The sequence below is a fragment of the Bacteroides sp. HF-162 genome (assembly GCF_015679285.1).
GTDB lineage: Bacteria > Bacteroidota > Bacteroidia > Bacteroidales > Bacteroidaceae > Bacteroides > Bacteroides uniformis.
The window spans coordinates 2,281,760-2,302,985 of the sequence record NZ_CP064937.1; the positions used below are offsets into that span (position 1 = coordinate 2,281,760).

Annotated in this window: 29 protein-coding genes, 1 tRNA gene and 1 pseudogene; 16 read left to right on the forward strand and 15 right to left on the reverse strand. The window is 48.4% G+C overall.

Annotated features, from left to right (window positions below; translation table 11 throughout):
- The first annotated feature begins 12 nt into the window (after positions 1-12).
- The 3 genes from ITJ87_RS09125 to ITJ87_RS09135 all read left to right on the forward strand — a co-directional run bounded on the left by ITJ87_RS09125 (position 13) and on the right by ITJ87_RS09135 (position 1,653).
- Positions 13-597 carry a hypothetical protein gene (locus ITJ87_RS09125; protein ID WP_005826414.1) on the forward strand — a complete coding sequence of 195 codons (585 nt, stop codon included), beginning with the start codon at positions 13-15 and terminating at the stop codon, positions 595-597.
- A 16-nt stretch (positions 598-613) separates the two neighbouring features.
- Entirely contained in the window at positions 614-904 is a 291-nt protein-coding gene (locus ITJ87_RS09130) for a transcriptional regulator (protein ID WP_005826416.1), read from the forward strand.
- 170 nt (positions 905-1,074) lie between these two features.
- Entirely contained in the window at positions 1,075-1,653 is a 579-nt protein-coding gene (locus tag ITJ87_RS09135; RefSeq protein WP_117974522.1) for a nucleosidase, read from the forward strand.
- A gap of 4 nt (positions 1,654-1,657) precedes the next feature.
- On the opposite strand, the gene ITJ87_RS09140 is transcribed toward ITJ87_RS09135, so the two are convergent.
- Positions 1,658-2,017: a YbaN family protein gene (locus tag ITJ87_RS09140; RefSeq protein ID WP_044468343.1), complete on the reverse strand. Its 360-nt coding sequence runs from the start codon at positions 2,015-2,017 to the stop codon at positions 1,658-1,660.
- A gap of 35 nt (positions 2,018-2,052) precedes the next feature.
- On the opposite strand from ITJ87_RS09140, the gene ITJ87_RS09145 reads away from it, so the two are divergent.
- The 4 genes from ITJ87_RS09145 (at position 2,053) to ITJ87_RS09160 (ending at position 4,743) form a co-directional block, all read left to right on the forward strand.
- Positions 2,053-2,925, forward strand: coding sequence for a pyridoxamine kinase (locus tag ITJ87_RS09145; RefSeq protein WP_022401645.1), 873 nt, complete (start codon positions 2,053-2,055; stop codon positions 2,923-2,925).
- 15 nt (positions 2,926-2,940) lie between these two features.
- Positions 2,941-3,774, forward strand: a complete 834-nt coding sequence (locus tag ITJ87_RS09150; RefSeq protein ID WP_008663824.1) for a phosphodiester glycosidase family protein — start codon at positions 2,941-2,943, stop codon at positions 3,772-3,774.
- 104 nt (positions 3,775-3,878) lie between these two features.
- Positions 3,879-4,211 carry a 6-carboxytetrahydropterin synthase QueD gene (queD, locus tag ITJ87_RS09155; protein WP_005826426.1) on the forward strand — a complete coding sequence of 111 codons (333 nt, stop codon included), beginning with the start codon at positions 3,879-3,881 and terminating at the stop codon, positions 4,209-4,211.
- On the forward strand, positions 4,198-4,743 hold the full coding sequence (locus tag ITJ87_RS09160; protein ID WP_117600677.1) for a radical SAM protein: 546 nt from the start codon (positions 4,198-4,200) through the stop codon (positions 4,741-4,743). The genes queD and ITJ87_RS09160 overlap by 14 nt, the downstream gene beginning before the upstream one ends.
- Positions 4,744-4,800: 57 nt before the next feature.
- On the opposite strand, the gene ITJ87_RS09165 is transcribed toward ITJ87_RS09160, so the two are convergent.
- The 6 genes and pseudogenes from ITJ87_RS09165 to ITJ87_RS09190 form a co-directional block, all read right to left on the reverse strand.
- A tRNA-Trp gene (locus tag ITJ87_RS09165) sits at positions 4,801-4,873 on the reverse strand.
- Positions 4,874-4,948: 75 nt separating this feature from the next.
- Positions 4,949-5,524 (reverse strand): uracil-DNA glycosylase family protein, encoded by a 576-nt coding sequence (locus ITJ87_RS09170; RefSeq protein ID WP_016273281.1) that lies wholly within the window; start codon positions 5,522-5,524, stop codon positions 4,949-4,951.
- Between the two features lie 54 nt (positions 5,525-5,578).
- Positions 5,579-7,675, reverse strand: a complete 2,097-nt coding sequence (locus tag ITJ87_RS09175; protein WP_117966198.1) for a KamA family radical SAM protein — start codon at positions 7,673-7,675, stop codon at positions 5,579-5,581.
- A 163-nt stretch (positions 7,676-7,838) separates the two neighbouring features.
- The gene (locus tag ITJ87_RS09180; RefSeq protein ID WP_005826441.1) at positions 7,839-8,465 is read right to left on the reverse strand and encodes a hypothetical protein; all 627 of its coding nucleotides are present in this window, start codon (positions 8,463-8,465) and stop codon (positions 7,839-7,841) included.
- Positions 8,466-8,551: 86 nt separating this feature from the next.
- A pseudogene (locus tag ITJ87_RS09185) lies at positions 8,552-8,692 on the reverse strand (sodium:alanine symporter); the annotation flags it as partial.
- A gap of 291 nt (positions 8,693-8,983) precedes the next feature.
- Positions 8,984-9,625, reverse strand: coding sequence for a helix-turn-helix domain-containing protein (locus ITJ87_RS09190; protein WP_117966195.1), 642 nt, complete (start codon positions 9,623-9,625; stop codon positions 8,984-8,986).
- 149 nt (positions 9,626-9,774) lie between these two features.
- Between ITJ87_RS09190 and ITJ87_RS09195 the strand changes: the two genes are divergently transcribed.
- The 3 genes from ITJ87_RS09195 (at position 9,775) to ITJ87_RS09205 (ending at position 12,081) form a co-directional block, all read left to right on the forward strand.
- Entirely contained in the window at positions 9,775-9,951 is a 177-nt protein-coding gene (locus ITJ87_RS09195; RefSeq protein WP_005826447.1) for a histone H1, read from the forward strand.
- Between the two features lie 94 nt (positions 9,952-10,045).
- Positions 10,046-11,311 carry a putative DNA modification/repair radical SAM protein gene (locus ITJ87_RS09200; RefSeq protein WP_117966271.1) on the forward strand — a complete coding sequence of 422 codons (1,266 nt, stop codon included), beginning with the start codon at positions 10,046-10,048 and terminating at the stop codon, positions 11,309-11,311.
- Positions 11,308-12,081 (forward strand): TIGR03915 family putative DNA repair protein, encoded by a 774-nt coding sequence (locus ITJ87_RS09205; RefSeq protein WP_117966192.1) that lies wholly within the window; start codon positions 11,308-11,310, stop codon positions 12,079-12,081. The genes ITJ87_RS09200 and ITJ87_RS09205 overlap by 4 nt, the downstream gene beginning before the upstream one ends.
- A gap of 83 nt (positions 12,082-12,164) precedes the next feature.
- Here the strand turns inward: ITJ87_RS09205 and ITJ87_RS09210 are convergent, their stop codons facing one another.
- Genes ITJ87_RS09210 through ITJ87_RS09225 form a run of 4 tightly spaced genes read right to left on the reverse strand, consistent with a single transcriptional unit; the run spans position 12,165 to position 16,232 of the window.
- Positions 12,165-13,145 (reverse strand): lytic transglycosylase domain-containing protein, encoded by a 981-nt coding sequence (locus ITJ87_RS09210; protein WP_117966189.1) that lies wholly within the window; start codon positions 13,143-13,145, stop codon positions 12,165-12,167.
- Between the two features lie 42 nt (positions 13,146-13,187).
- A complete protein-coding gene (locus ITJ87_RS09215) occupies positions 13,188-13,913 on the reverse strand; it encodes an SDR family oxidoreductase (protein ID WP_117966186.1) in 726 nt (241 codons plus the stop codon).
- 12 nt (positions 13,914-13,925) lie between these two features.
- Positions 13,926-14,336, reverse strand: a complete 411-nt coding sequence (locus ITJ87_RS09220; protein ID WP_117966183.1) for a secondary thiamine-phosphate synthase enzyme YjbQ — start codon at positions 14,334-14,336, stop codon at positions 13,926-13,928.
- A 3-nt stretch (positions 14,337-14,339) separates the two neighbouring features.
- A complete protein-coding gene (locus tag ITJ87_RS09225) occupies positions 14,340-16,232 on the reverse strand; it encodes a PAS domain-containing sensor histidine kinase (protein WP_117966180.1) in 1,893 nt (630 codons plus the stop codon).
- A 212-nt stretch (positions 16,233-16,444) separates the two neighbouring features.
- Here ITJ87_RS09225 and ITJ87_RS09230 point away from each other — a divergent pair, with 212 nt between their 5' ends.
- The 3 genes from ITJ87_RS09230 to ITJ87_RS18665 are packed head-to-tail and all read left to right on the forward strand — an operon-like array spanning position 16,445 to position 17,887.
- Entirely contained in the window at positions 16,445-17,191 is a 747-nt protein-coding gene (locus ITJ87_RS09230; RefSeq protein ID WP_117966178.1) for an SGNH/GDSL hydrolase family protein, read from the forward strand.
- Positions 17,192-17,213: 22 nt separating this feature from the next.
- Positions 17,214-17,678 carry a MaoC family dehydratase gene (locus ITJ87_RS09235; RefSeq protein WP_005826461.1) on the forward strand — a complete coding sequence of 155 codons (465 nt, stop codon included), beginning with the start codon at positions 17,214-17,216 and terminating at the stop codon, positions 17,676-17,678.
- 2 nt (positions 17,679-17,680) lie between these two features.
- Positions 17,681-17,887 carry a hypothetical protein gene (locus ITJ87_RS18665; protein WP_009036627.1) on the forward strand — a complete coding sequence of 69 codons (207 nt, stop codon included), beginning with the start codon at positions 17,681-17,683 and terminating at the stop codon, positions 17,885-17,887.
- Here ITJ87_RS18665 and ITJ87_RS09240 read toward each other — a convergent pair.
- Genes ITJ87_RS09240 through ITJ87_RS09250 form a run of 3 tightly spaced genes read right to left on the reverse strand, consistent with a single transcriptional unit; the run spans position 17,833 to position 18,965 of the window.
- On the reverse strand, positions 17,833-18,189 hold the full coding sequence (locus ITJ87_RS09240) for a nitrous oxide-stimulated promoter family protein (protein ID WP_117600686.1): 357 nt from the start codon (positions 18,187-18,189) through the stop codon (positions 17,833-17,835). The two genes, ITJ87_RS18665 and ITJ87_RS09240, sit on opposite strands and share 55 nt — an antisense overlap.
- Before the next feature lie 2 nt (positions 18,190-18,191).
- Positions 18,192-18,470 (reverse strand): zinc ribbon domain-containing protein, encoded by a 279-nt coding sequence (locus ITJ87_RS09245; protein ID WP_117600687.1) that lies wholly within the window; start codon positions 18,468-18,470, stop codon positions 18,192-18,194.
- 36 nt (positions 18,471-18,506) lie between these two features.
- Positions 18,507-18,965, reverse strand: a complete 459-nt coding sequence (locus ITJ87_RS09250) for a GNAT family N-acetyltransferase (protein ID WP_005835863.1) — start codon at positions 18,963-18,965, stop codon at positions 18,507-18,509.
- A gap of 145 nt (positions 18,966-19,110) precedes the next feature.
- Between ITJ87_RS09250 and ITJ87_RS09255 the strand changes: the two genes are divergently transcribed.
- The 3 genes from ITJ87_RS09255 to nfo are packed head-to-tail and all read left to right on the forward strand — an operon-like array spanning position 19,111 to position 20,816.
- On the forward strand, positions 19,111-19,593 hold the full coding sequence (locus tag ITJ87_RS09255; protein WP_005835865.1) for a PepSY-like domain-containing protein: 483 nt from the start codon (positions 19,111-19,113) through the stop codon (positions 19,591-19,593).
- A gap of 58 nt (positions 19,594-19,651) precedes the next feature.
- The gene (locus tag ITJ87_RS09260) at positions 19,652-19,969 is read left to right on the forward strand and encodes an MGMT family protein (RefSeq protein WP_117966833.1); all 318 of its coding nucleotides are present in this window, start codon (positions 19,652-19,654) and stop codon (positions 19,967-19,969) included.
- 4 nt (positions 19,970-19,973) lie between these two features.
- The gene (gene nfo / locus ITJ87_RS09265; protein WP_005835868.1) at positions 19,974-20,816 is read left to right on the forward strand and encodes a deoxyribonuclease IV; all 843 of its coding nucleotides are present in this window, start codon (positions 19,974-19,976) and stop codon (positions 20,814-20,816) included.
- Between the two features lie 4 nt (positions 20,817-20,820).
- On the opposite strand, the gene ITJ87_RS09270 is transcribed toward nfo, so the two are convergent.
- A complete protein-coding gene (locus ITJ87_RS09270) occupies positions 20,821-21,210 on the reverse strand; it encodes a VOC family protein (RefSeq protein ID WP_117966829.1) in 390 nt (129 codons plus the stop codon).
- Positions 21,211-21,226 lie beyond the last annotated feature (16 nt).

Genomic DNA, 21,226 nt, shown 5'->3' on the forward strand with positions numbered 1-21,226 from the left:
GGCGGCAGGAAAATGGAAGAAAGAAAATTGAATGAGAAAGAGAGTTTAGAACTCATCACTCGGATGATACAGAACACGAAGGACAGAATGGCGGAAAATTCAGGGACACCTTTTTTGCTGTGGGGATATGTAACGGTAATTATCTCGTTGCTGGTTTGGTTTCTATTGAAGGAAACGGGCAATAACAATTGGCAATTCCTATGGTTCCTGCTTCCAGTCATAGCCTTTCCTGCTACGTTGTGGAGTCAGCGGAAGGCTCGGAAAATGTTGAAGACCTACATAGACCGTGTTGTGGATTATGTGTGGACGGTATTTGGACTGGGTGCTTTCTTGGTATCGTGTACCGCCATATTTGTATGGAAGATTCCTATTCTGTTTGTCATTTTGCTGATGATGGGGATGGGAACTGCCCTGACGGGACTGATTGTGAACACGAAAGTGGTTACGATAGGGGGAGTGCTGGGAGCCTTGCTCTCGTTGGGATGTTTCTATATGCCCGGCATAGACCAGATACTGTTTTTTGCATTGGCGTTCGTCTTTATGATGGTGATTCCCGGACATTACATGAACAGTGTGGCGAAGCGTCACAAACAATAAAAGAAGAGGATGATATATGTTTAAAGAACTGAACCCTTTGCTCCATAGCGAACTGCGGCTTGCGGTGATGTCGTTGCTTATTAGTGTCGAGGAGGCGGACTTTGTCTATATCCGCCAGCAGACCAAAGCTACGGCAGGAAACCTGAGCGTGCAGATAGACAAACTCAGCAAGGCGGGATATGTGGAGGTAACAAAGACTTTTAAAGGAAAGATGCCTTGTACGATTTGTAAGATCACTCCGCAAGGAGTAGACGCATTTGAGGAATATGTAGAGTCATTGAAATCTTATCTGGCAGGGAGGTTGTGAGTGTGGGTGACTTTACATTTATGGGGCAAAGATGGAAATCTTCTGAAAAAGGTTTCTATCTTTGCCTTTTTCATGAGAAGGAGAAGGGTGTGTCATCTGTGTGGCATCAACCGTTTTGCACACCCTCATGCCGGACAAAATTTAAACAGACTCTAAAAAGATAGAATGATATGAGAATTTTAGTCACTTATGCCGTACAAGGCGAATTTACTGAATTGAAATTTCCCGGACTGATAAGGGAGGAAGAGGTGCAGATAGGCTATCTCCGTACCGGTGTGGGAAAGGTGAAATCGGCTTTTTATCTTTCTGAAGCGATAAGCCATGCGCAACCGGACTTGGTGGTCAATGTAGGTACGGCAGGGACTATCCGTCATCGGGTAGGAGATATTTTCGTATGCCGTCATTTTGTGGACCGTGATATGCAGAAGCTGGTGGAGCTTGGTATGGAGTATGAGATTGATTCAATGGATTTGTTGTCCCAAAAAGGTTATTGTTTACACTGGCCGGCCGGTGGTGTATGCAATACGGGGGATACTTTCTTGACAGAACTCTCGGATGTGTCCGGTGATGTTGTGGATATGGAAGCCTATGCCCAGGCTTTGGTATGCCGTGCCAAGAATGTTCCTTTCATTTCGGTGAAGTACGTGACGGATATTATCGGGCAGAACTCCGTGAAACATTGGGAAGACAAGCTTGCCGATGCTCGGAAGGGGTTGGGAGAATTCTTCGAGAAGTTAGGAGGAGTTTAGCACATCATTTCAACGTCTTGAATGACAGTATATGCCAAGTCACCCCCACAGCGACAAGGAACAATACTATCTTTATTTCTGTTAGTGGAATCAGGAAGAAGATGCAGTAAACCATTGTTCCCCACATCAGCAGTAGAGAGATGATTTTAGCACGTAGAGGGATGGCTTTGTTCTCGCGGAAGCTGCGGATATAGGGACCGAGGCATTTGTGGTTCAGCAGCCATTGGTACAGTCTGGGTGAGCCTCTGAAGTAGAGTGCTGCCGTGAGCAGCAGGAAAGGCGTGGTGGGCAGCAACGGCAGGAAGATGCCGATGATGCCGAGTGCCAAAGAAACTGTTCCCAAAATGATGCAGACGGTTTTCATGCGGCAAATGTAGGAAAAATAATAATATAGATAATATGTATGCGAATAAAGTAAAGAAGGTTGTTGCCGTCCACGACTTGTCGGGAGTCGGACGGGTGTCTCTGACGGTGGTCATTCCCATCCTTTCGTCTATGGGCTTTCAGGTGTGTCCGTTGCCTACAGCCGTATTGTCGAGCCATACCCAGTATCCGGAGTTCTCTTTTCTGGACCTGACGGATGAAATGCCGAAGATTATTTCCGAGTGGAAGAAGCTGGAAGTACAGTTTGATGCCTTTTATACCGGCTATCTGGGTTCTCCGCGGCAGATACATATTGTTTCTGACTTTATTGATGACTTCCGCCGACCGGACGGTCTGGTTGTGGTAGACCCGGTGTTGGGCGATAACGGACGGCTTTATGCGAACTTCCACGAGTCCATGATTGATGAAATGAAACATCTCATCACCAAGGCCGATGTCGTTACTCCCAATTTGACGGAGCTGTTCTATCTGCTGGGTATTCCTTATAAGGAGATGAATACGGATGAGGAATTGAAGTCATACCTTCGCCGGCTTTCCGATTGTGGTCCCGAAGTGGTGATTATTACCAGTGTGCCCGTACGGGATGATAAGCATAAGACGTCCGTGTATGCCTATAACCGGAACGGTAACCGCTACTGGAAGGTTACGTGTCCTTACCTGCCGGCCCATTATCCCGGAACGGGGGATACGTTTACCAGTGTCATCACCGGAGCACTGTTGCAAGGCGACAGCTTGCCCATTGCCCTGGACCGTGCCACGCAGTTCATTCTGCAAGGTATCCGTGCTACTTTCGGATACGAGTACGACAACCGTGAAGGTATACAGCTTGAAAAGGTGTTGCATAATCTCGACATGCCGATTCAAATCTGTAGCTATGAATTAATTTAAACCAATCCCATCTATATGAAAAAGAAAATATTCCTGGCAGTGTTTCTCTGTTGCGGCATGTTTGCAGCAATGGCGCAGACTGCTGCCGACTCTCTTGCCATCGTTTCTGCCGATTGGCAGACTGAGCCCCTGCAGAAAGGGATGCTTTATAAAAAGGCAGTATTCAGTTCTTTGTATGGAGTTCCTCAGGAAGTGTCTATTTTTGAAATATCCCCGAAGCGCTACCGTTTCGATGTGCTCGTCCACAATCCCAAGGAGGAGACCAGTATAGCCGCCCGGCATGCAGGTGCGGTGGCGGCCATCAATGGCTCCTATTTTGATATGAAAGCCGGAAATTCCGTCTGCTATCTGCGTAAGGACGGGGTGGTGATAGATACTACCTCTACTGGGGTTCTGGCAACAGTGTCCAATGGAGCTGTACTTATAAAGAAGGGCAGGCTGGAACTGATTCCCTGGAGCAAGCAGGAAGAAAAGGCATGTACTTTGAAAAAAGGCACTGTGCTGGCTTCCGGTCCTTTGATGCTGAAGGACGGGCAAGTGTGCGACTTGTCCGGGACTAACCGGAATTTTGTAGATACCAAGCATCCCCGCAGTGCTGTGGCGCTGACAAGAGAAGGAAAAATCCTGCTTATTGTCGTTGACGGACGTCGGAAGGGAAAAGCGGAAGGCATCAATATACCCGAGCTTGCCCATATGATTCGTGTATTGGGTGGGGAGGATGCGTTGAATCTGGACGGTGGCGGTTCTTCTACGCTGTGGAGTGGGGAGTTGCCGGATAAGGGAATAGCCAATACCCCGAGTGGCAGCGCAGAGCGTAAGGTTGCCAATTCTCTTTGTGTGTACGAATAAGTTAGGGAAGTGAATGGATAAATCTTAATTTTTTGTAATTTTGCCGTCGCATCGAGGTGACATTAGATGCGGCAACTTATTATATTAATTAGCGTATTAACAATATGTACACAGTCATCAAACGCATGGAAGTGTCGGCTGCCCATAGCCTGAAACTTTCTTATCGCAGCAAGTGTGAGAATCTGCACGGTCACAACTGGATTATCACTGTCTATTGCCGTTCCAAAGAGCTGAATGCGGACGGAATGGTGGTAGACTTCAGTCACATCAAGCAGGTGGTAAAGGAACAGCTGGACCACCATAATCTTAATGAAGTGCTGTCCTTCAATCCCACAGCCGAGAACATAGCCCGTTGGATATGCGACCAGATACCCACTTGCTTCAAGGTAGAGGTGCAGGAGTCGGAATCAAACATTGCCGTCTATGAGGAAGATTAATGAGATATTCTACAGTTTGCAGGGAGAAGGATACCATACGGGTACCCCGGCTGTCTTTATCCGTTTTTCCGGTTGCAACCTGAAGTGCTCCTTCTGTGATACGCAGCATGAGGACGGCATACTGATGTCCGATGAAGATATCGTAACAGAAGTCAGTAAATACCCTGCCGCTACCGTGATATTGACCGGTGGAGAACCCTCCCTTTGGATTGACCGTGAATTTGTGGATTGTCTGCACCAGGCGGGAAAGTATGTCTGCATTGAAACAAACGGTACCCGTCCGCTGCCGGATAATATAGATTGGGTGACCTGTTCTCCCAAGCAGGGGGCAAAGCTGGAAATTACGCGTATGAATGAAGTGAAGGTAGTGTATGAAGGGCAGGATATTACTGTTTATGAGCAGCTGCCCGCCGGGCATTTCTTTCTTCAGCCTTGCTCTTGCAGCAATACGGCCGAAACGGTGGATTGCGTGATGAAGCATCCTAAGTGGAGGCTTAGTTTGCAGACACATAAGCTGATAGATATCCGGTAGGCATTTATAAAACGAATAATGGCTGTAAGCAATACTTACAGCCATTATTCGTTCATGCACGGGAGGAGAGGCTCGAACTCCCGACACCCGGTTTTGGAGACCGGTGCTCTACCAACTGAGCTACTCCCGTGTTTGCGGCTGCAAAGGTAATGCAAACTTTCAAATATGCAAGTAACGGACGTACTTATTTTCTAAAGAAAGTTGCTTACAACATCTGTAAGTCCTGATACATAATGCGATACGCTGCTGCTTTTTTTTCCAGTGCCAGCGGGTAGGCTCTTGAGGAAGAAGGCATCCGGTAGAGGCGCATCGGATGGTTTTCGAAAAGAAACTCCGTGAAGTCGCCTACTTTGGGCTTGTCGATGGAGAACTGCGTGCACAGTGTGTCCGTAGCCTTCTCGCCGGTAGTGACGATAGCCTTGCATTGCGGTATCCGGTGTAGCAGGGCAGGGACGTCCGTGGGTTGCACCACTTCCAGAAACTTATCCGAGGCGTTGTCCTGCAGGCGCCGTATGGCAGAGGCTGTGTCGAACAAGGCAATACCCTTTTCCTGCAGGAAACTGATGAGACGTTCTTTGCAGAAAGCCTTCTTCGTTTTGTCTACAAAATAATCCTTGTCATTGAAGAAAAGGAACCCGGTAATCCTCCACATGTCATTGTTCCAGTTGGGGTAGTAAAACTCCATGGACCACCGCTTTTTCTGCGGAGGAAAGCTTCCCAGCATCAGCAGACGGGCGTTGCCGGGAAGGAAGGGTTCTAAAGGGTGTTGTTCTATTTCCATACTTTCCAATTTCATTGTTCTGCCTGCAAAAGTACGGAATATATCTTGGATATGCTATCCTACAATGTCCTGATTGCTCATTCTGTCGGTGATTTGGAAGGGGAAATCAGGATATTCGTAGAGGCTGAACCGGGATTCCGTCTTGCCTTCCGTATAGTTCCAGATGGTGGCATATTCTTCGGCGTCTTCTCCCATGGCTTGCAGCTGACGGAGGTAGGAGGCTATGGACTTGTTTTCTACGATATATATTTGTCCCAGCTGGTCTATTATAGGGCTGTGGCGCCGGGTGCCGTCATGGTCGAACCGTAGGATGCGCTTGCCTTCGGGGGTGATGCCTACCATGTTGAAGGTCATGCTCTTGCCGATGGCGGGCAGATTGAGTACATTGCGGTCGGTGGCGAGGAAAGGCAGGTGGTGCGTTTTCAGGAAACGCCGGATGCAGGCTGCCGGGTCATGGACGGTTCCAAGCAGTACGGACAGATTATGGGCATCTTCCTTGGTCAGCTTCCCGAAGCGCTTTTCTTCCCGTTGCTCTTGTACGGAACGGCTGTTGGGAGTAAACACGGCATTGTTTTCTTCAAAACCTTTCACGGAGAAGGTGTAGTAGCAAACCACTCCCAACTGATTGAGCACTTGGCGCAGGCGGGTGGTATGCCCCCGGCGGGATGCAGCTACGTTGTATACCAGTTGGTTGTCAATGAGCCAGCCTGCCGCCAGCAGTTTGCGTATTCCTTCGGCAGCTTCCGGAGTGACTTCGAGCGGGGTTTGGAAATGTGTCTGGATAATGAACTGGCGGATACCGATGGTAGACGCCTTTTCCTTGAATTCCCTTAGAATCTCCACCAGCCCGTCATTGATGCGCATGGGCAGGTAGGCGGGGAGGCGTGAGCCGAGGCGTACGCGTTGCAGCTCTGCATACTTTTCTCCTTCGGGCCGTTCCTGATTGGCTTTCCGCTTGCGGACTGCCATGCGGTAGACGGCATCCAGAATATTGCCCAGCGTCTTGTTTTGGCTCATCAGTGCGTCACCGCCGGTGATGAGAATGTCCCGTAGTTGCGTGTCTTCCTCAAAATAGGCCATCAGCCGGCGCAGCTTCTTTTCCCATGTCTCCTTGGGGCGCAGGGTGTCAAACTCAAAATTGAGCCGTTTGCTTTGAAAGTCGTACATACGCTGACAAGATGCGCAGAGTCCTCCGCAGGCGCGTCCCATGGTGTCGGGGATGAGGATGGCCACTTCCGGATAACGGCGGTGGATGTTATGCCCGTCGGGCAGCAGCCAGCCGGCGGCGTTGGGTTTACCTGGTTCTACGATATCCTCCCGTTCCCAGGCACGTATCTGTCCGTAGGTTTCCACCAGTTGGGGTGAATAGAGTATATAGCTGCGCAGGGCCTCGTCGTCGTATCCGCTGCCGGTGCAGTTCAGCAGTGACAGATAATAGGGGGTGGCGAAGAAAGGCATTCCCTTCTTACGGGCTTTTGAGAGCAGGTACATGGTTTCGGCAGAAAGGGAGTTGCCGAGAAGACGGTTTAGCTCCGTAGGGCTTTTGACGGCCATGGCAAGATGGAAACGGAAGTCATTCCACCATTCGCTGACGAGGTTGAACTTCTCCTCGTAGCTGAGTCCCTCTTCGAAATGGAAGCGGGAAGCCGGGGTCTTGCGGTGCTCAATCTTCTGCACCAGTGCATGCAGGATGCGTTCCTTGTTCTTTGCACGGATATGCTGCACGTCTTCATCCAGTCCGCTGGGCCAGCGTTCGGTCAGGGTTTTGATTTTCTGTGCGGAGGGCAGGGTGGGGGCTGGTTGGTGGAGGCGTTTGAACTGCTGGAACAAGTCGATGAACAGGTCCGTTTCCGTTTCCTCTTCCCATTGTCCCGTGAGGAAGGAATGCAGCATTGATAAAGTTGATATGGGCAGCTGTTCTCCGATGGAGAGCTCGTGTACTTCCTGCCCGTCAAATTCAATCAAGAGTCGAATTTGCTTACCGGCCTCGCTGTCCACTTCCGGATGTCCGGCAATGTACTCCGTCAGGTTGGCCTTGAAGGCTTCCGTATCGTCGCTTTGAACGGCGATGCTGACCAATTCAGGGAGTTCGTGCCGATAAAGTTGTTCCAGTTGTGAGAGAGTGAGTGCAAGCATTTTCTTTTGTTTCATAAGCGGTTGTTTTTTTGAAGTTAATATTTATGATGGTTGACGCGGGGTGCGTCCTTGTGTTCCGTGAGGGGAAAATGATTTCATTTGCTAAAAATAACAAAAAAAAGCGGGAAATTTCTTTCCCGCCTTCTTGTTTCTAAAGTTCTTTAGAATTCTTTTTCTTTTATTTCTCTTCGTTGGCTTTCTGTTTCGGTTCCTTTTTGGCCAGCATCACTACGTTGTAAACGTACTCGGTCATCCATTGTTCCGAATATCCCAGACGCTCTTTGTACTGGCGTACTGCCGCTGCCGTTTTGTGTACATCGTCCTTTTTCCATACGGTTTTTGTACAGACGTCGTGTACGGTTTTTTCGGTCATGCTGCGCAGTGCTCCCTTGAAGATGGAAGGCATGCGGAATTTCCACTGCATCAGGTTTCCCATCAGCATCATCAAGTCATTGGAGAAGCCTTGATACATAAAGAGATAACCTTGTACGTCGTTCTGCGTACGGCAGTGCTTCTTGACGGAAGTATCAATTTCCTTGAAGAAGTTTTCACTGATGCCGTAGTCCTGCATCAGCATCTTGCGCGAAGCGGCCTTTTCCGCTTGTCCCAGGCGGCCTCCCTGCGTGGGGATTTTGAACAGACGCTTGAAGTTGGCTACATCCGGCACAAAGCGGATATTGGTGATGCCCAGGTTGGCGGCTATTACAGACTGGAAGTAGACGCGTGTCAGTGACACGAAGTCTTCCACATTCTTCGAAGATACTTCTCCGGTATTCTTGTTGAATAGTTTGGCAAATAAACTCATATCAAATTACGAATTACTGATTACAAATTACAAGACCGCGGGTCATCCGGCGGTTCCGGCTGCAAAAGTACGAAATAAGTTGGTTATCACCAGCACTCTATGTCTTTTTCTACCTCTTTCAGGCGGTTCTTGGTGAAAACGGGGTCTTTGATACCGGCGCTTTTCTTTGTGCGGTAGTCTTCAAGCAGCCTGAAAGCGTATTTTCCGAGCAGGCTGATGGCAATAAGATATACTTTTCCTTGGCATCGCCTTTCCCGTCTGAGTCACCCAGCAGACGTACCATTTCCTTTATCATCCGGAACTGTACAAAGCGGGTTCTCAACGTAAACCATACGGTGCATCCCAATTTAGTAAAAAACTCACATAAAAAAAGTGCTATCCTCTGTCGTTATTCAAGGCTACCTCTGTCGTTAACTGAGATAGATACCTTGCAAGTTGATGATAACAACGTAGTATGAACTCGCATGCTGCAATTTGTACCATGGACAAATCTGGAAAACCTGACGGAATCTCCTTGCCTATTTCAGCCTGAAGTGAAATTTGTGTCCTTCAAACACCGGTTCCACTATGTCGTAACGAACAAACTTTGCCAGCAGATGTTCGGCGGCGCGTCGGGAAAGATGCGCCAGGCGGCAGTAACGGTTCAGTGAAAGGCGGTCGTTTTCTTCCAGCAGATTGAGCAACAGTTGTTCCCGTTCGGTATATTCTATCAGTTCTCCTTTCGGACTTCCGCTTTGCTGCCAGACGCGCAGATGGACGGGAGTAGCCAGGATGTTTTCATCCTTGATGCGGAGATAAGCCAAGTATTTTCCTGTTTCGTCCTTGGCATATACCGGCTTCCGGTCACTTTCCTCGATTTGTACCACCAGCACACTGCGGCCTTCCACCAGATAGGTCTGCATGGTGTAGCTCACTTCGGGGCTGCAATAAAGTCCGGCAGCCGCTTCTATCATATATTGTTCTTCGTCCGAACGGACACCGGCAATTTTCCCGTTATCTTTCACTCCGATGAGCAGTTTTCCACCGTCTGTATTGGCAAAGGCTGAAAGGGTTTTGGCTATCTTGCGGGCGTCGGATATTTCGAACTTGAAATCCTGCTGTTGGTGCTCTCCTTCGGCTATGAGAGCGTGTATATATTCGGTGTCAGTAAGCGTTTTCATGCTTGCAAAAGTAGATAAAAAACGCGTAAGAGCCCCTTTTTGCGGCGATTTTACCGAATATTTCAAAAAAAATATCGTTTTTCTGCATTTATTTCAAGAAAGAATGTATTTTTGCCAGACATTATTAACGAAGTAATTTGAAAAGGATTATGAAAGAATTAGTTGAAAAAGTAGCTGCATTGTATGCAGACTTCTCAAAAGATGCAAATGCTCAGTTGGAAAACGGTAACAAGGCAGCAGGAACTCGCGCTCGTAAGGCTTCCTTGGAAATCGAAAAAGCTATGAAGGAATTCCGCAAAGCATCTTTGGAAGCTTCTAAGAAGTAAGAAAAAAAGCATATTTGATGCTGCGAAAGACTGCCACTGCTGGCGGTCTTTTTTGTTTTTGAAAAGTATTATTGCTACTTTTGACGCAGGTATTATGGATGAAAACGTTCTCAATAAATTGAAGATACTGGCAGAGTCGGCAAAGTATGACGTCTCTTGTTCCTCCAGTGGTACGGTGCGCTCCGGCAAGGCGGGTATGCTAGGGAACACTGTGGGTGGTTGGGGTATCTGTCACAGCTTTGCCGAGGACGGCCGTTGCATTTCCCTGCTTAAAGTGATGCTTACCAATTATTGCATCTACGACTGCGCCTACTGCATCAACCGCCGCAGCAACGACCTGCCGCGTGCCACGCTGTCGGTGACCGAGCTTGTGAACCTCACCATGGAGTTTTATCGCCGCAACTACATCGAAGGGCTTTTCCTGAGCAGTGGGGTGGTGCGCAATCCCGATTACACGATGGAGCGTCTGGTGCGTGTCGCCAAGGACCTCCGTACTATCCATCGTTTCAACGGATATATCCATCTGAAAAGCATTCCCGGCGCCAGCCGCGAACTGGTGAACGAGGCGGGGCTTTATGCCGACCGTCTCAGCGTCAATGTAGAAATACCGAAAGAGGAGAATCTGAAACTGCTTGCGCCGGAGAAAGACCATAAGAGTGTATATGCGCCGATGCGCTACATCCAGCAAGGGGTGCTGGAAAGTTCGGAAGAACGCAAGAAACACCGCCACGCTCCCCGTTTCGCTCCTGCCGGACAAAGCACACAGATGATAGTAGGCGCTACCGCCGAGACGGACAAGGATATTCTGTATCTTTCGTCAGCTCTCTACAAGGGGCCTACGATGCGGCGTGTCTACTATTCGGGCTATATTTCCGTCAATACCTACGATAAGCGCCTGCCGGCATTGAAACAGCCCTCTTTGGTGCGCGAAAACCGCCTTTACCAAGCTGACTGGCTGATGCGCTTCTATCAGTTCAAGGTGGAGGAAATAGTGGATGATGCCTATCCTGACCTTGATTTGGAGGTTGACCCCAAGCTGTCCTGGGCTTTGCGCCATCCCGAGCAGTTTCCGATTGATGTGAACAAGGCGGATTATGAGATGTTGCTCCGCGTGCCGGGCATCGGCGTGAAGTCTGCACGGCTGATAGTGGCTTCCCGGCGTTTCTCCAAGATAGGTTTCTACCAATTGAAGAAGATAGGGGTGGTGATGAAGAAGGCACAGTATTTCATTACCTGCTGTGAGTTGCCTATGCACACGGTCAACGAACTGACCCCACAGGGGGTACGCAGTCTGCTGCTGCCCAAGCCTGACCGTAAGAAGATGGATGAGAGACAGTTGGTACTTAATTTTGAGGAATGAATATTTTTCTGTATGACCATACGTTTGAGGGATTGCTGACTTCCGTGTTCGAAGCCTATTCCCGCCGTACCTTTCCCGATGCGCTGCTTCAGGAAGGAGAGCCGCTTCCTTTGTTCTACGACGGGCTGTTTACCGTGGTGACCGATGAGGAGAAGGCTGGTCGTGTCTGGCGGGGATTGCAGAAGAAGCTGTCGTCTACGGCACTTGCTTGTCTGGCCCAGTGCTGGCTGGCCGAGGAGCCGGAAACTCCCATGCTCCTTTTCCGCTATATTCGCAAGGCAATAGATGCTCCTCGTTCCATTGAAACAAACTTTGCCGACCTTGATGTGCTGGAGTTCTCCCGTATGTGGAAGCGGGTGGATTGGGAGCGTATACGCCTGCTTCAGTTTGTCCGTTTCCAGAAAGCTGCAGACGGTACTTTCTTTGCGGCTGTCGAGCCCGAGAAGAATGCCCTTCCCCTGGTGACGGAGCATTTCAAGGACCGTTTTTCCGACCAGCGTTGGCTGATTTATGACATCAAACGCGCCTATGGATACTATTACGACTTGAAGGAGGTGCGCCAAGTGACTTTTGGTGAGGACAGCCGCGAAGGGCATCTTGTCACCGGCATGCTCGACGAAAGTCTGATGGACAAAGACGAACGGCTTTTCCAATCTCTCTGGAAAACCTATTTTAAGGCAATCTGCATCAAGGAACGCCTCAATCCCCGGAAGCACAAGCAGGACATGCCCGTGCGCTATTGGAAATATCTGACGGAGAAACAAGTTTAATGAAGAATAAGGAATGAAGAATGAAGAAATTAGCCGCGCTGTGGTACCGAATGGTAATTCTTCATTCCTCATCCTTCATCCTTTTAGTTGATAACCCAGTGCTTGTCGTGGGGTACTGTTTTCTTGGGGTCGTAATGCATTCCGTCCTGCGTAGGTATCTTCAGTGTATAAGTACGTCCGCTTTTATTCATCAGCGAGGTGTCTCGCAGCCAGGGGTTGGCATCTTTCAGTTGGGCATAGGTGATGCCTTTCCCTTTGGCGAACTGTGCCAGGTTGGCAATGCCCGTTGTGACGGTCACTTCCGTGTAGGGGATGGGCGGATAAAGATGTTCCCGTTTCAACAGAAAACCGTACTGTTGCGGATTGCTGATGACGGCTTTGGCTGCCAGCAGGCGAAACATGTAGCGTGAAGTTTCTTCTACCAGCCATAAGTCGACAGCCTGGTCTACCATTTGCTTCTGTAGCTGTGTGGAGATGCGTCCTTGCCCGGCATTGTAGGCAGCGGCTACGCACAGCCAGTTCCCGTATTTCTGATAGGCATCTTTCAGGTACTTGCAGGCTGCTTTGGTCTCTTTCTCGATATGGTATCGTTCGTCGATGTTGCTGTTCACCTCCAGTCCGAATTCGCGTCCGGTGGCAGGCATGAACTGCCATAGGCCGGCGGCACTCGCAGGCGATTTGGCAAGCGGGTTCAGGTTGCTTTCTATCACAGCGAGGTACTTGAAGTCATCGGGAAGGCCGTTGGCTTTTAGTATAGGCTCTATGACGGGGAAGTAGCGGTTGGCACGCTTCACCATGAGCATGGTGGTGGAGTGCATGTAGGTGAAGGACATCAGTTCGCGGTCCATACGTTCGCGGTGGTCGTAGCGAAGCAGGTCAATAGCTTGTCCGGCAAAAGTGATCTTGTCCGGTACGCTGGGGGAGGTTATGCAGTAGGGAACTTCGGATTTCACGGAATCGCGTTCGGGATTCAGCGTACTGCTGCCTGCGAGGAAGGGGAGGCTGGAACCAGCGCACAGTGCAATGGCAACGGTAAGCACGATATATTTTGAGTTTTTCTTCATGTCTGTATGCCTATTTCTGTTTGGAGACGTGAAGATACGAAATCAATTCGTTATAGGCAACCTTTCCCATAGCCATCGTGGAATCATACGCCAAAAAAACACCACTACCCGGTAGCGTCCGTCAATGACAACTACCCGTCTCTTTTCTCTTAAAGCCTTGATTATGTGCTGTGCTACACGGTCTGCTTTCATCAGCATCGGGTATTTTCCGCTTTTCAGTAAATCGGTGGCAACAAATCCCGGACGGATGTCGGTGAAGTGTATATCAAGATGCTGCATCCGGGCAAGTTGTGCCAGCGCTTCGATATAGGTATTCTGGAAGCGTTTGGTGGCAGAGTAGGCCGGTGCAACGCCCAGTCCTTTGGTACCTGCAATGGAGCTGATGACGGCAATATGCCCGGAGCCTCTTGTCTTGAAATAGTTGAAGGCGGCAGTCACCATGCGGGTAAATCCCTCTACATTGGTACGTGCCGTGTTCAGTTCGATGTCCGGTTGTAAGTCCCGGTTTTGATGTCCCACGCCGGAACTGAGGAAAAACAAGTCCATGCCTCCCAGCTTTTCTATCAGGTTATGGAGGTGTAGGGGCGCGGTCTCTTCCGTAACGTCCAGTTGTTCCGTGACTATCCGGTCGGGTGCGGTGGCTTGCAGAGCATGCAATGCCTCTTTCCTTCTGCCGGCAATGCCTATATGCCAGCCTTGCTGTACAAGTATCCTGGCTACTTCTTGTCCGATGCCTGAAGTGGCACCGATGATGATGGCTTTCTGCATGATGATAGGGGATTATCCGATGACGGTTGCTACAATTCTTCTTCCTCCGCCCCGATTGCGGAACTCGCAGAGATAGATGCCTTGCCAGATACCCATGTTCAGACGCCCATTGGTGATGGGGATGGTGAGGCTGGTTCCGCTGAGGGTTGCCTTGGCATGGGCGGGCATATCGTCATCGCCTTCGCATGTATGTTGGTAATAAGGTTCTCGTTCTTTTACGAGGCGGTTGAAGATGGCTTCCATATCTGTCTGTACGTCAGGGTCTGCATTCTCGTTGATGGTGAGGCCTGCGCTTGTATGCTTGATGAACAGATGCAGGATTCCGGCAGGCGGAAGCGGCGGAAGGTTGCGTATAATCTCCTCTGTCACCAGGTGAAAGCCACGTCGGCGAGGGGTCAGGGTAAATTCTTTCTGTGTGGTCATAAATCATTGTTTTTTGTTTGTTGTTAGGAATGGCCTTGTCCGGCAGGGCAGTTCCACGGTGAATGTGCTTCCCACTCTCATTGTCGAATTTACGGTAATCACTCCGTTCATTTTCTCAATGATGGATTTGCAGATGGAGAGTCCTAATCCGGCACCTTGGGCAAAGGAGTCCACCTTTTCGAACCGTTCGAATATCATTCCCAGTTTGTCGGGGGGAATACCGCATCCAGTATCGGAAACACTGATTCTTATGCCGTCTGTGTCCGTTTCGTAGTACACTTCGATATGTCCCTGCACGGTGTTTTTTAGTGCATTCGATATGAAGTTGTTCAGTATCTGTTTGATGCGCATAGGGTCGTGCTCTATCTGGCCGGGGGCTGTCGGATGCCTGGCAAAGAGTTTCACTTTTGCCGGAACGTTCCGTTCGTACTCGGTAATACTTTCCTCGATGAGTTCTGCCGGATTGAACCATTCGGAATGGAGCTCTATATGTCCGGCCTCTATCTTGGAAAGGTCCAGAACGTCGTTGATTAGTTTGAGCAACAGTTGGTTGTTGTGGTTTATCAAAGAGATGTACTGTTCCCTTTCCTGCTCGTTTTCCACATAGTGCAGCAGGCTGGAGAAACCGATAATCGCATTTAGCGGCGTGCGGATTTCATGGCTCATATTGGCAAGGAAAGCGGATTTCAGCCGGTCTGCCTCTTCGGCCTTTTCCTTGGCTTGTATCAGCATTGCTTCCGTCTTCTTTAATTGGGTGATGTCATAATTGATGCAGATAATCTCTATGATGTTCTGTTCAGGCATGTAGCGTTCTACAATGATGTTGACGTGGGTCCACATGAAAGAACCGTCTTCTTTAAGAACACGTACTTCCCGGCTGAGCTTGTGTGCCAGTCCTCTCTTTACGTTCTGTAGGAAGTCAAGCATGATAGTACGGTCGTCTGGGTGGAGATGATTGTAGGTTCCGATGATTTCGGACAACGGTGTTTCTGTTTTCTCACCCAAGTTCTTGTACCAGCTGCGTTGGGCATAGCCTTGCTCATTAAGAAGGTCATAATTGGCATATCCCACTTTGGCATAGTCACCTATAAGCTCAAAGTGGCTCTCGAACTCTTGTATTTTGTTGTAAGCGACGGTCGTTTCCGTTTTGTCTGCGTTGATTAGCAGATAGTTGGTCAGGTTGTGATTATCGTCGTAAAGGCTTGTGACTTTGGTTACAAGGTCTATGGTGCCCGTCTTCTTCTGTGTCTTGTAGTAATTGCCTATTTTAGAGAAGTCATACCGGAAAGTGAAGTCTGCATTTTCATGTTTTCTTAACTTACTTTTCATCTCTTCCGGGAAAATCGGATTCTCGAAAATATTGATTCCAAGTAGATCTTCTTTCTGTTTGAGATGGAACATTTCCTGCTCTTTGTCATTCATATCTATCAATATTCCCTCTCGGTTATAGAGCTCAATTCCTACCGGAAGATATTTATAAATATTATGGAGGAGACGGTTACGCTCTTGTAAGGCTTGGGATGCCGATGACATGTCGGGACCGTCTTGTGTTTCGGCAATGCCGTAGATTTTGACATTATCGTTTTCGTCGGTTCTCTGTAGGCATACCTTGCTTCTTATCCACGTTGGACCCTCTACTGTGTTGAGCAGATATACAGTCTCTTGTGCCTGCCGGATATTGTTGAAGGAATGTGTGGTAGTATGCCGTTGTTCCTCTTTCAAAATACGTTTGTTGAAATCTTTAAAGCTGATGGTTCCATTCTCATCCAGTCCCAGCAACCGGGAGATATATCCGGAGCAAATGTAGCTTTCGGTCTTTAAATCAGCTTCCCACCATCCCATATTGGCATTGGTCATCATTGCTGACAGTAAGTCATAATCAAATTTAGAATTCATACCGGAATCTTTAATAGTGGTGTTTTTGTTCTGTCACAACAATTAAGATATTGACAAAGATACATTATTTCCAAATTAATATGTGATGAACGGAAATAAAAATAAGGGTTATATGTGTTTTGGGGAAATGGGAAAAAGGTACCCGAGTTTTTGTACTTGCCGGAATAAGACGTATATTTGTTGCAATTTTTACATCTTAACAAGAAAATGCCATGAAGCGTATTGGACTCTTTGTAATAGTTTTTTTCTGCATATCACTCTTACTCCATGCAAGCGGCCCGCGTGTCTTGTTTATCGGAGATTCTATCACGGACGGTAACTGGGGGAATGCCTGTGGGATGCCCAAACCGACTGCGGAGCGAAGTCTTTGGGATATGAACCATATTTATGGTAGCGGCTATATGTATTTGTGTGCAAGTCATTATCAAGGAGATTTCCCGGAAAAGGAATATGCTTTTTTTAATCGTGGCATCAGTGGAAACACTCTCAGGGATTTGGAGAAACGCTGGGAAGAGGATGTCATTGGAATGAAACCGGATGTGCTTTCCGTCTTGGTGGGGACAAACGATGTACATTACTATCTGCAGGGTGACAAAAAAGAGCCTTTTGATTTTGAAGGATGGGAGAAATGTTACCGTTCCTTGCTTGACCGTTCTTTGCAGGTCAATCCGGAATTGAAGATAGTGCTGGGCGCTCCTTTTGTTGCCAATGTCGGCAATATGCGCAAGAGTGGGGATTTTGCAGAACGTGACAGTCTGGTACGTCGCTGTGCCGCCATCGTAGAGAGGATAGCGAAAGACTATCAGACGGTATTTCTTCCTTATAATGCGATGTTCGATGAAATTCTCGGCACTGCTCCGGCTTCTCAAGGCACCTATTGGATTTGGGACGGTATCCACCCCACTCCTGCAGGGCATAAACGAATGGCTGATATGTGGATAAAGCGCGTGAATTTATAATTTATCAATAAAATAGAGAGTAATGGAAAAAGTGATTATCAACTCGTACGAGGATTTTGAAAAGCTGGTAGGCCAGCAAATCGGTGTTTCGGAATATGTAGAGCTTCCTCAGGAGCGTATCAATCTGTTTGCTGATGCGACATTGGACCATCAATGGATACATGTCGATACGGAACGTGCCAAAGTGGAAAGCCCTTTTAAGAGCACCATTGCACATGGGTATCTCACCTTGTCCATGTTGCCATATCTGTGGAATCAGATTATTGAAGTGAACAACCTGAAGATGATGATTAATTATGGTATGGACAAGATGAAGTTCGGTCAGGCGGTATTGTCCGGACAGAGCATCCGGCTGGTTGCCCATTTACAATCTCTGTCGAATCTGCGCGGCGTGGCAAAGGCGGAAATAAAGTTTGCCATCGAGATACAAGGTGAAAAGAAGAAGGCACTGGAAGGGGTAGCTATATTTTTGTATTATTTCAATTGATTATGCGTAAGATGGTATGCCCTCAATGCAAAGTGGGGGCATTTTTTGTGATGAATGGACAAGGTGAGCGCCTGCCGGTCTATATCTCTGACAAAGGCGAGATTGTGCCTAAAGACAGCACCTCTTCATTGGAAGGATACGACCTGGATACGGTTTATTGTTTGTGCTGTTCCTGGCGCGGGACTCCGAAGCGTTTGGTGAGATACTGATGGACATACTCCTGCCACAAATGGCAGAGTGCCGCTACGGGATGATATAACAGCATCCGTGGTCCGGCATACCGCATGACTTCACGCATCCGTTCTTTCATTTTGGGCTTGTAGCAGTGAATGCTGCATTGCCTGCAGGTGGATTTATTCTCACCGAAAGGACAGCGTGAAAGACGAGTGCGGGCATACCCCAGCAGTTCCTCGCATTGGGGACACAATTGCTTGTTACCTTCCTTTTTCCGGCAGTAGAGGCGGACCATCCGTTCTACTGTCCGTTTTTCCTGCTCGATACGGGACGGCATGTTTATTGTTTGGACTGCCAGCGTTTCAAGGTCGGGAAGAATTCTTTCATACCGGCAATGGCTTCCTCTTTAGTGAAATTCATTCCGGAATTCTTGTTGAATTCGTCGGTGAACTGTGCACAGTGTTCTATCATTTCGTCCATAGTGCAGTCTTGTGCAAAATTGCCGTGCTGGTAGCAATAGGTGCAATATTCCTCGTTGAGGCTACCGTCGGCATTGGTTCCGAGTACTTCTGCAGATGACAAGGGCATTCCGCAGCTTTGGCAAAGTTTAGCTTCCATAATGTGTGGAGTTAAGTGATATGCAAATATAGGATATTATTTTGGTTGAAGCGTCCTTTTCAGATAAATCATGTCTTTCAGTTGCTTGCCTCCTTCAAATATGGGGTGGTCGTAATTATCGATAAAGAAATCGGGTACCCGGTGTGAGTATGCAAATCCGCAGCTTTCATAGAAGGGGATGGTTAGCGGACTGTCTCCAGTGCCGACAAGCATAGTATGGCACCGGTCTTTATAATGTTCAAGAACGAATGCTATCAGTTGTCTTCCATATCCCTGGCGCTGGTATTCCGGATAGACAGCTATGCTCTTTATTTCGTAGATTCCTTTATCCTCGCAGGTGATTACACAAGACGCTTTGACTGTATCATTATCGGATAGGATGAACATCTCTCCCCGTTCCAGATAACGGTCAATCATGGACTCTTGTTCGTCGGCAAGCAGCAGCAGGTCAAGATATTGCTTTTTGTTGCCGGATATGGGATGTATTCTTATCATATTTCTGAATTTCTGGTGTGAAGTTAGTCATTTTCTATTGAATTACAATGGATATCTCTTTTTAACTGTTGAATGGTTGAGAGTTGCCGGTGAACAAAATCTGCCATACGCCGTTCTTCTCATAATATGATAATCTGATGAAGTTATGAGTAAGTTGAAATTCTCTTTTCTGGTTTTGATGCTGATGGTATCAGTCTCGGCTTCTGCCGATTGGGCACCTGCTGATGTACAAGCTGCACTGAAGAAAATGTATCCTACGGCAGATGATGTTGCCTGGTCGCATGATGAATCTTATTATGTGGCAGATTTCCTGATGAACGGTTTTGATACGAAAGTCTGGTTTGACGGGCAGGCGCAATGGGTAATGCAACAGACGGACTGGGAGACAATGGACGAAGTGCCCCCTGCCGTTTACAATGCTTTTGCCGCCAGTGAATATTCCGGAGGGATGGTGCAGAATGTCACTTGGGTACAGTTTCCCAAATGGCAGTCCATCGTGGCGGTAGAGGTAGGGATGGCAAATCTCCAGACGAAATATCAGATATTGTTTACCCCGACGGGCGAAATCATCCGTGCCCGTAATGTCACCTATACATACAATCCGCTCGGCGCAGCCACTTTCTTGTAACGTCTGTTCGCATACCTGCTGAATTTATCATATCTTTGCCTTCCCAAACCAGACTTTTATGGACAAAGACACTTTTCAGCAGGAGGTTTATAATGTAGTGGCCGCAATCCCTCCGGGGCGGGTGGTGACGTACGGACAGATAGCCTATCTTGTCGGAAGACCTCAATGTTCGCGCATGGTGGGACATGCTATGCACGATGTGCCCGACGGCATGTGTTTGCCCTGCCATCGGGTAGTGAACAGCCAGGGCAGGCTGGCACCGTGCTGGGCGGAACAGCGGGTTTTGCTGGAGGCAGAGGGCGTGACGTTCAGAAAGAATGGGTGTGTGGACATGAAAAAATGCCAGTGGGAATTCATGAAAGAGCAAATACAATAAGATTATGAAATTTATAGGTGCACATGTATCGGCCAGTGGGGGAGTGGAAGCGGCTCCCGTCAATGCCAGTGAGATAGGGGCAAATGCTTTTGCCTTGTTTACCAAGAACCAGCGTCAGTGGGTGGCAAGGCCGCTGACGGAGGAGAGTATCAGGGTGTTTAAGGAAAATTGCGGGAAGCTTGGCTTCGATTCCCGCTATATCCTGCCTCACGACAGTTATCTGATAAATTTAGGGCATCCCGAAGAAGAAGGGTTACAGAAAAGCCGTGCCGCTTTTCTGGATGAGATGCAGCGCTGCGAACAATTAGGGCTGAAGTTACTGAATTTTCATCCGGGCAGCCATCTGAATAAGATTTCCGTGGAAGAGTGTCTGGACAAGGTCGCTGAATCCATTAATCTTATATTGGGCAAGACGCACGATGTGGTGGCTGTCATAGAGAACACAGCCGGGCAGGGTAGCAATGTGGGAAACGAGTTCTGGCAGCTGGGACATATCATTGACCGGGTGGATGACAAGTCTCGCGTTGGAGTTTGCCTTGATACCTGCCACACGTATACAGCAGGCTATGATATAGTGAATGAGTATGACAAGGTGTTTGAGGAGTTTGACACAGCGGTAGGTTTCGGCTATCTGCGCGGTATACACCTGAATGACTCCAAGAAAGCACTCGGCTCCAGAGTAGACCGTCACGACAGCATCGGCAAGGGGCTGATAGGTATGGATTTCTTCCGGCGCTTTATGCAAGATGTGCGTTTTGACGGTATACCTATTATTTTGGAGACGCCCGATGAATCGCTTTGGGCAGAGGAGATAAAACTGTTGAGAAGCTTTGTCTCCTCTGATTGAGAGACTATGCCCTGAATACACATTCTATACGGTTGCCGTCCGGGTCGAGGACGACACTTTCAAAATATCCGTCGCCGGAGGTACGGGGCTCTCCTGCGATGGTATATCCCGCTGTGCGTAGCCGTTCTGTCTGTCGGAGGACAGCTTTCTGGCTGTCGAAGGCAAAGGCAAAGTGGGTCAGTCCCAGTCTGTTTTCCTCAATAGGGGTATTCTGTATGTCTGTACGGCTCATCAGTTCCAAATCCGTTCCTTCATCGAAGTGAAGGAAATAAGATTCGAGTCCTTTTTGGGGGTTGATGTACTTTTCATTGCTGCTCCCGTTGAAGTAACAGGTGTAGAACTCTTTCATCTCTTCCAGTCGGAAGGTCCAGATGGCGATATGATGTATTCTCATGAGTCTGATTATTATG

Bases quoted from the DNA above. Each gene is read 5' to 3' on its own strand.
- ITJ87_RS09200 (WP_117966271.1), top strand. From the start codon at position 10,046: ATGGATGAAAACGTTCTCAATAAATTGAAGATACTGGCAGAGTCGGCA.
- ITJ87_RS09150 (WP_008663824.1), top strand. From the start codon at position 2,941: ATGAAAAAGAAAATATTCCTGGCAGTGTTTCTCTGTTGCGGCATGTTT.
- ITJ87_RS09140 (WP_044468343.1), bottom strand. From the start codon at position 2,017: ATGAAAACCGTCTGCATCATTTTGGGAACAGTTTCTTTGGCACTCGGC.
- ITJ87_RS09260 (WP_117966833.1), top strand. From the start codon at position 19,652: ATGGACAAAGACACTTTTCAGCAGGAGGTTTATAATGTAGTGGCCGCA.
- ITJ87_RS09180 (WP_005826441.1), bottom strand. From the start codon at position 8,465: ATGAGTTTATTTGCCAAACTATTCAACAAGAATACCGGAGAAGTATCT.
- ITJ87_RS09145 (WP_022401645.1), top strand. From the start codon at position 2,053: ATGTATGCGAATAAAGTAAAGAAGGTTGTTGCCGTCCACGACTTGTCG.
- ITJ87_RS09130 (WP_005826416.1), top strand. From the start codon at position 614: ATGTTTAAAGAACTGAACCCTTTGCTCCATAGCGAACTGCGGCTTGCG.
- ITJ87_RS09220 (WP_117966183.1), bottom strand. From the start codon at position 14,336: ATGACCACACAGAAAGAATTTACCCTGACCCCTCGCCGACGTGGCTTT.
- ITJ87_RS09190 (WP_117966195.1), bottom strand. From the start codon at position 9,625: ATGAAAACGCTTACTGACACCGAATATATACACGCTCTCATAGCCGAA.
- ITJ87_RS09235 (WP_005826461.1), top strand. From the start codon at position 17,214: ATGGAAAAAGTGATTATCAACTCGTACGAGGATTTTGAAAAGCTGGTA.
- ITJ87_RS09175 (WP_117966198.1), bottom strand. From the start codon at position 7,675: ATGAAACAAAAGAAAATGCTTGCACTCACTCTCTCACAACTGGAACAA.
- ITJ87_RS09270 (WP_117966829.1), bottom strand. From the start codon at position 21,210: ATGAGAATACATCATATCGCCATCTGGACCTTCCGACTGGAAGAGATG.
- ITJ87_RS09255 (WP_005835865.1), top strand. From the start codon at position 19,111: ATGAGTAAGTTGAAATTCTCTTTTCTGGTTTTGATGCTGATGGTATCA.
- ITJ87_RS18665 (WP_009036627.1), top strand. From the start codon at position 17,681: ATGCGTAAGATGGTATGCCCTCAATGCAAAGTGGGGGCATTTTTTGTG.
- ITJ87_RS09250 (WP_005835863.1), bottom strand. From the start codon at position 18,965: ATGATAAGAATACATCCCATATCCGGCAACAAAAAGCAATATCTTGAC.
- ITJ87_RS09240 (WP_117600686.1), bottom strand. From the start codon at position 18,189: ATGCCGTCCCGTATCGAGCAGGAAAAACGGACAGTAGAACGGATGGTC.
- ITJ87_RS09125 (WP_005826414.1), top strand. From the start codon at position 13: ATGGAAGAAAGAAAATTGAATGAGAAAGAGAGTTTAGAACTCATCACT.
- queD (WP_005826426.1), top strand. From the start codon at position 3,879: ATGTACACAGTCATCAAACGCATGGAAGTGTCGGCTGCCCATAGCCTG.
- ITJ87_RS09195 (WP_005826447.1), top strand. From the start codon at position 9,775: ATGAAAGAATTAGTTGAAAAAGTAGCTGCATTGTATGCAGACTTCTCA.
- ITJ87_RS09135 (WP_117974522.1), top strand. From the start codon at position 1,075: ATGAGAATTTTAGTCACTTATGCCGTACAAGGCGAATTTACTGAATTG.
- ITJ87_RS09215 (WP_117966186.1), bottom strand. From the start codon at position 13,913: ATGCAGAAAGCCATCATCATCGGTGCCACTTCAGGCATCGGACAAGAA.
- ITJ87_RS09205 (WP_117966192.1), top strand. From the start codon at position 11,308: ATGAATATTTTTCTGTATGACCATACGTTTGAGGGATTGCTGACTTCC.
- ITJ87_RS09225 (WP_117966180.1), bottom strand. From the start codon at position 16,232: ATGAATTCTAAATTTGATTATGACTTACTGTCAGCAATGATGACCAAT.
- ITJ87_RS09160 (WP_117600677.1), top strand. From the start codon at position 4,198: ATGAGGAAGATTAATGAGATATTCTACAGTTTGCAGGGAGAAGGATAC.
- ITJ87_RS09170 (WP_016273281.1), bottom strand. From the start codon at position 5,524: ATGGAAATAGAACAACACCCTTTAGAACCCTTCCTTCCCGGCAACGCC.
- ITJ87_RS09230 (WP_117966178.1), top strand. From the start codon at position 16,445: ATGAAGCGTATTGGACTCTTTGTAATAGTTTTTTTCTGCATATCACTC.
- nfo (WP_005835868.1), top strand. From the start codon at position 19,974: ATGAAATTTATAGGTGCACATGTATCGGCCAGTGGGGGAGTGGAAGCG.
- ITJ87_RS09210 (WP_117966189.1), bottom strand. From the start codon at position 13,145: ATGAAGAAAAACTCAAAATATATCGTGCTTACCGTTGCCATTGCACTG.
- ITJ87_RS09245 (WP_117600687.1), bottom strand. From the start codon at position 18,470: ATGGAAGCTAAACTTTGCCAAAGCTGCGGAATGCCCTTGTCATCTGCA.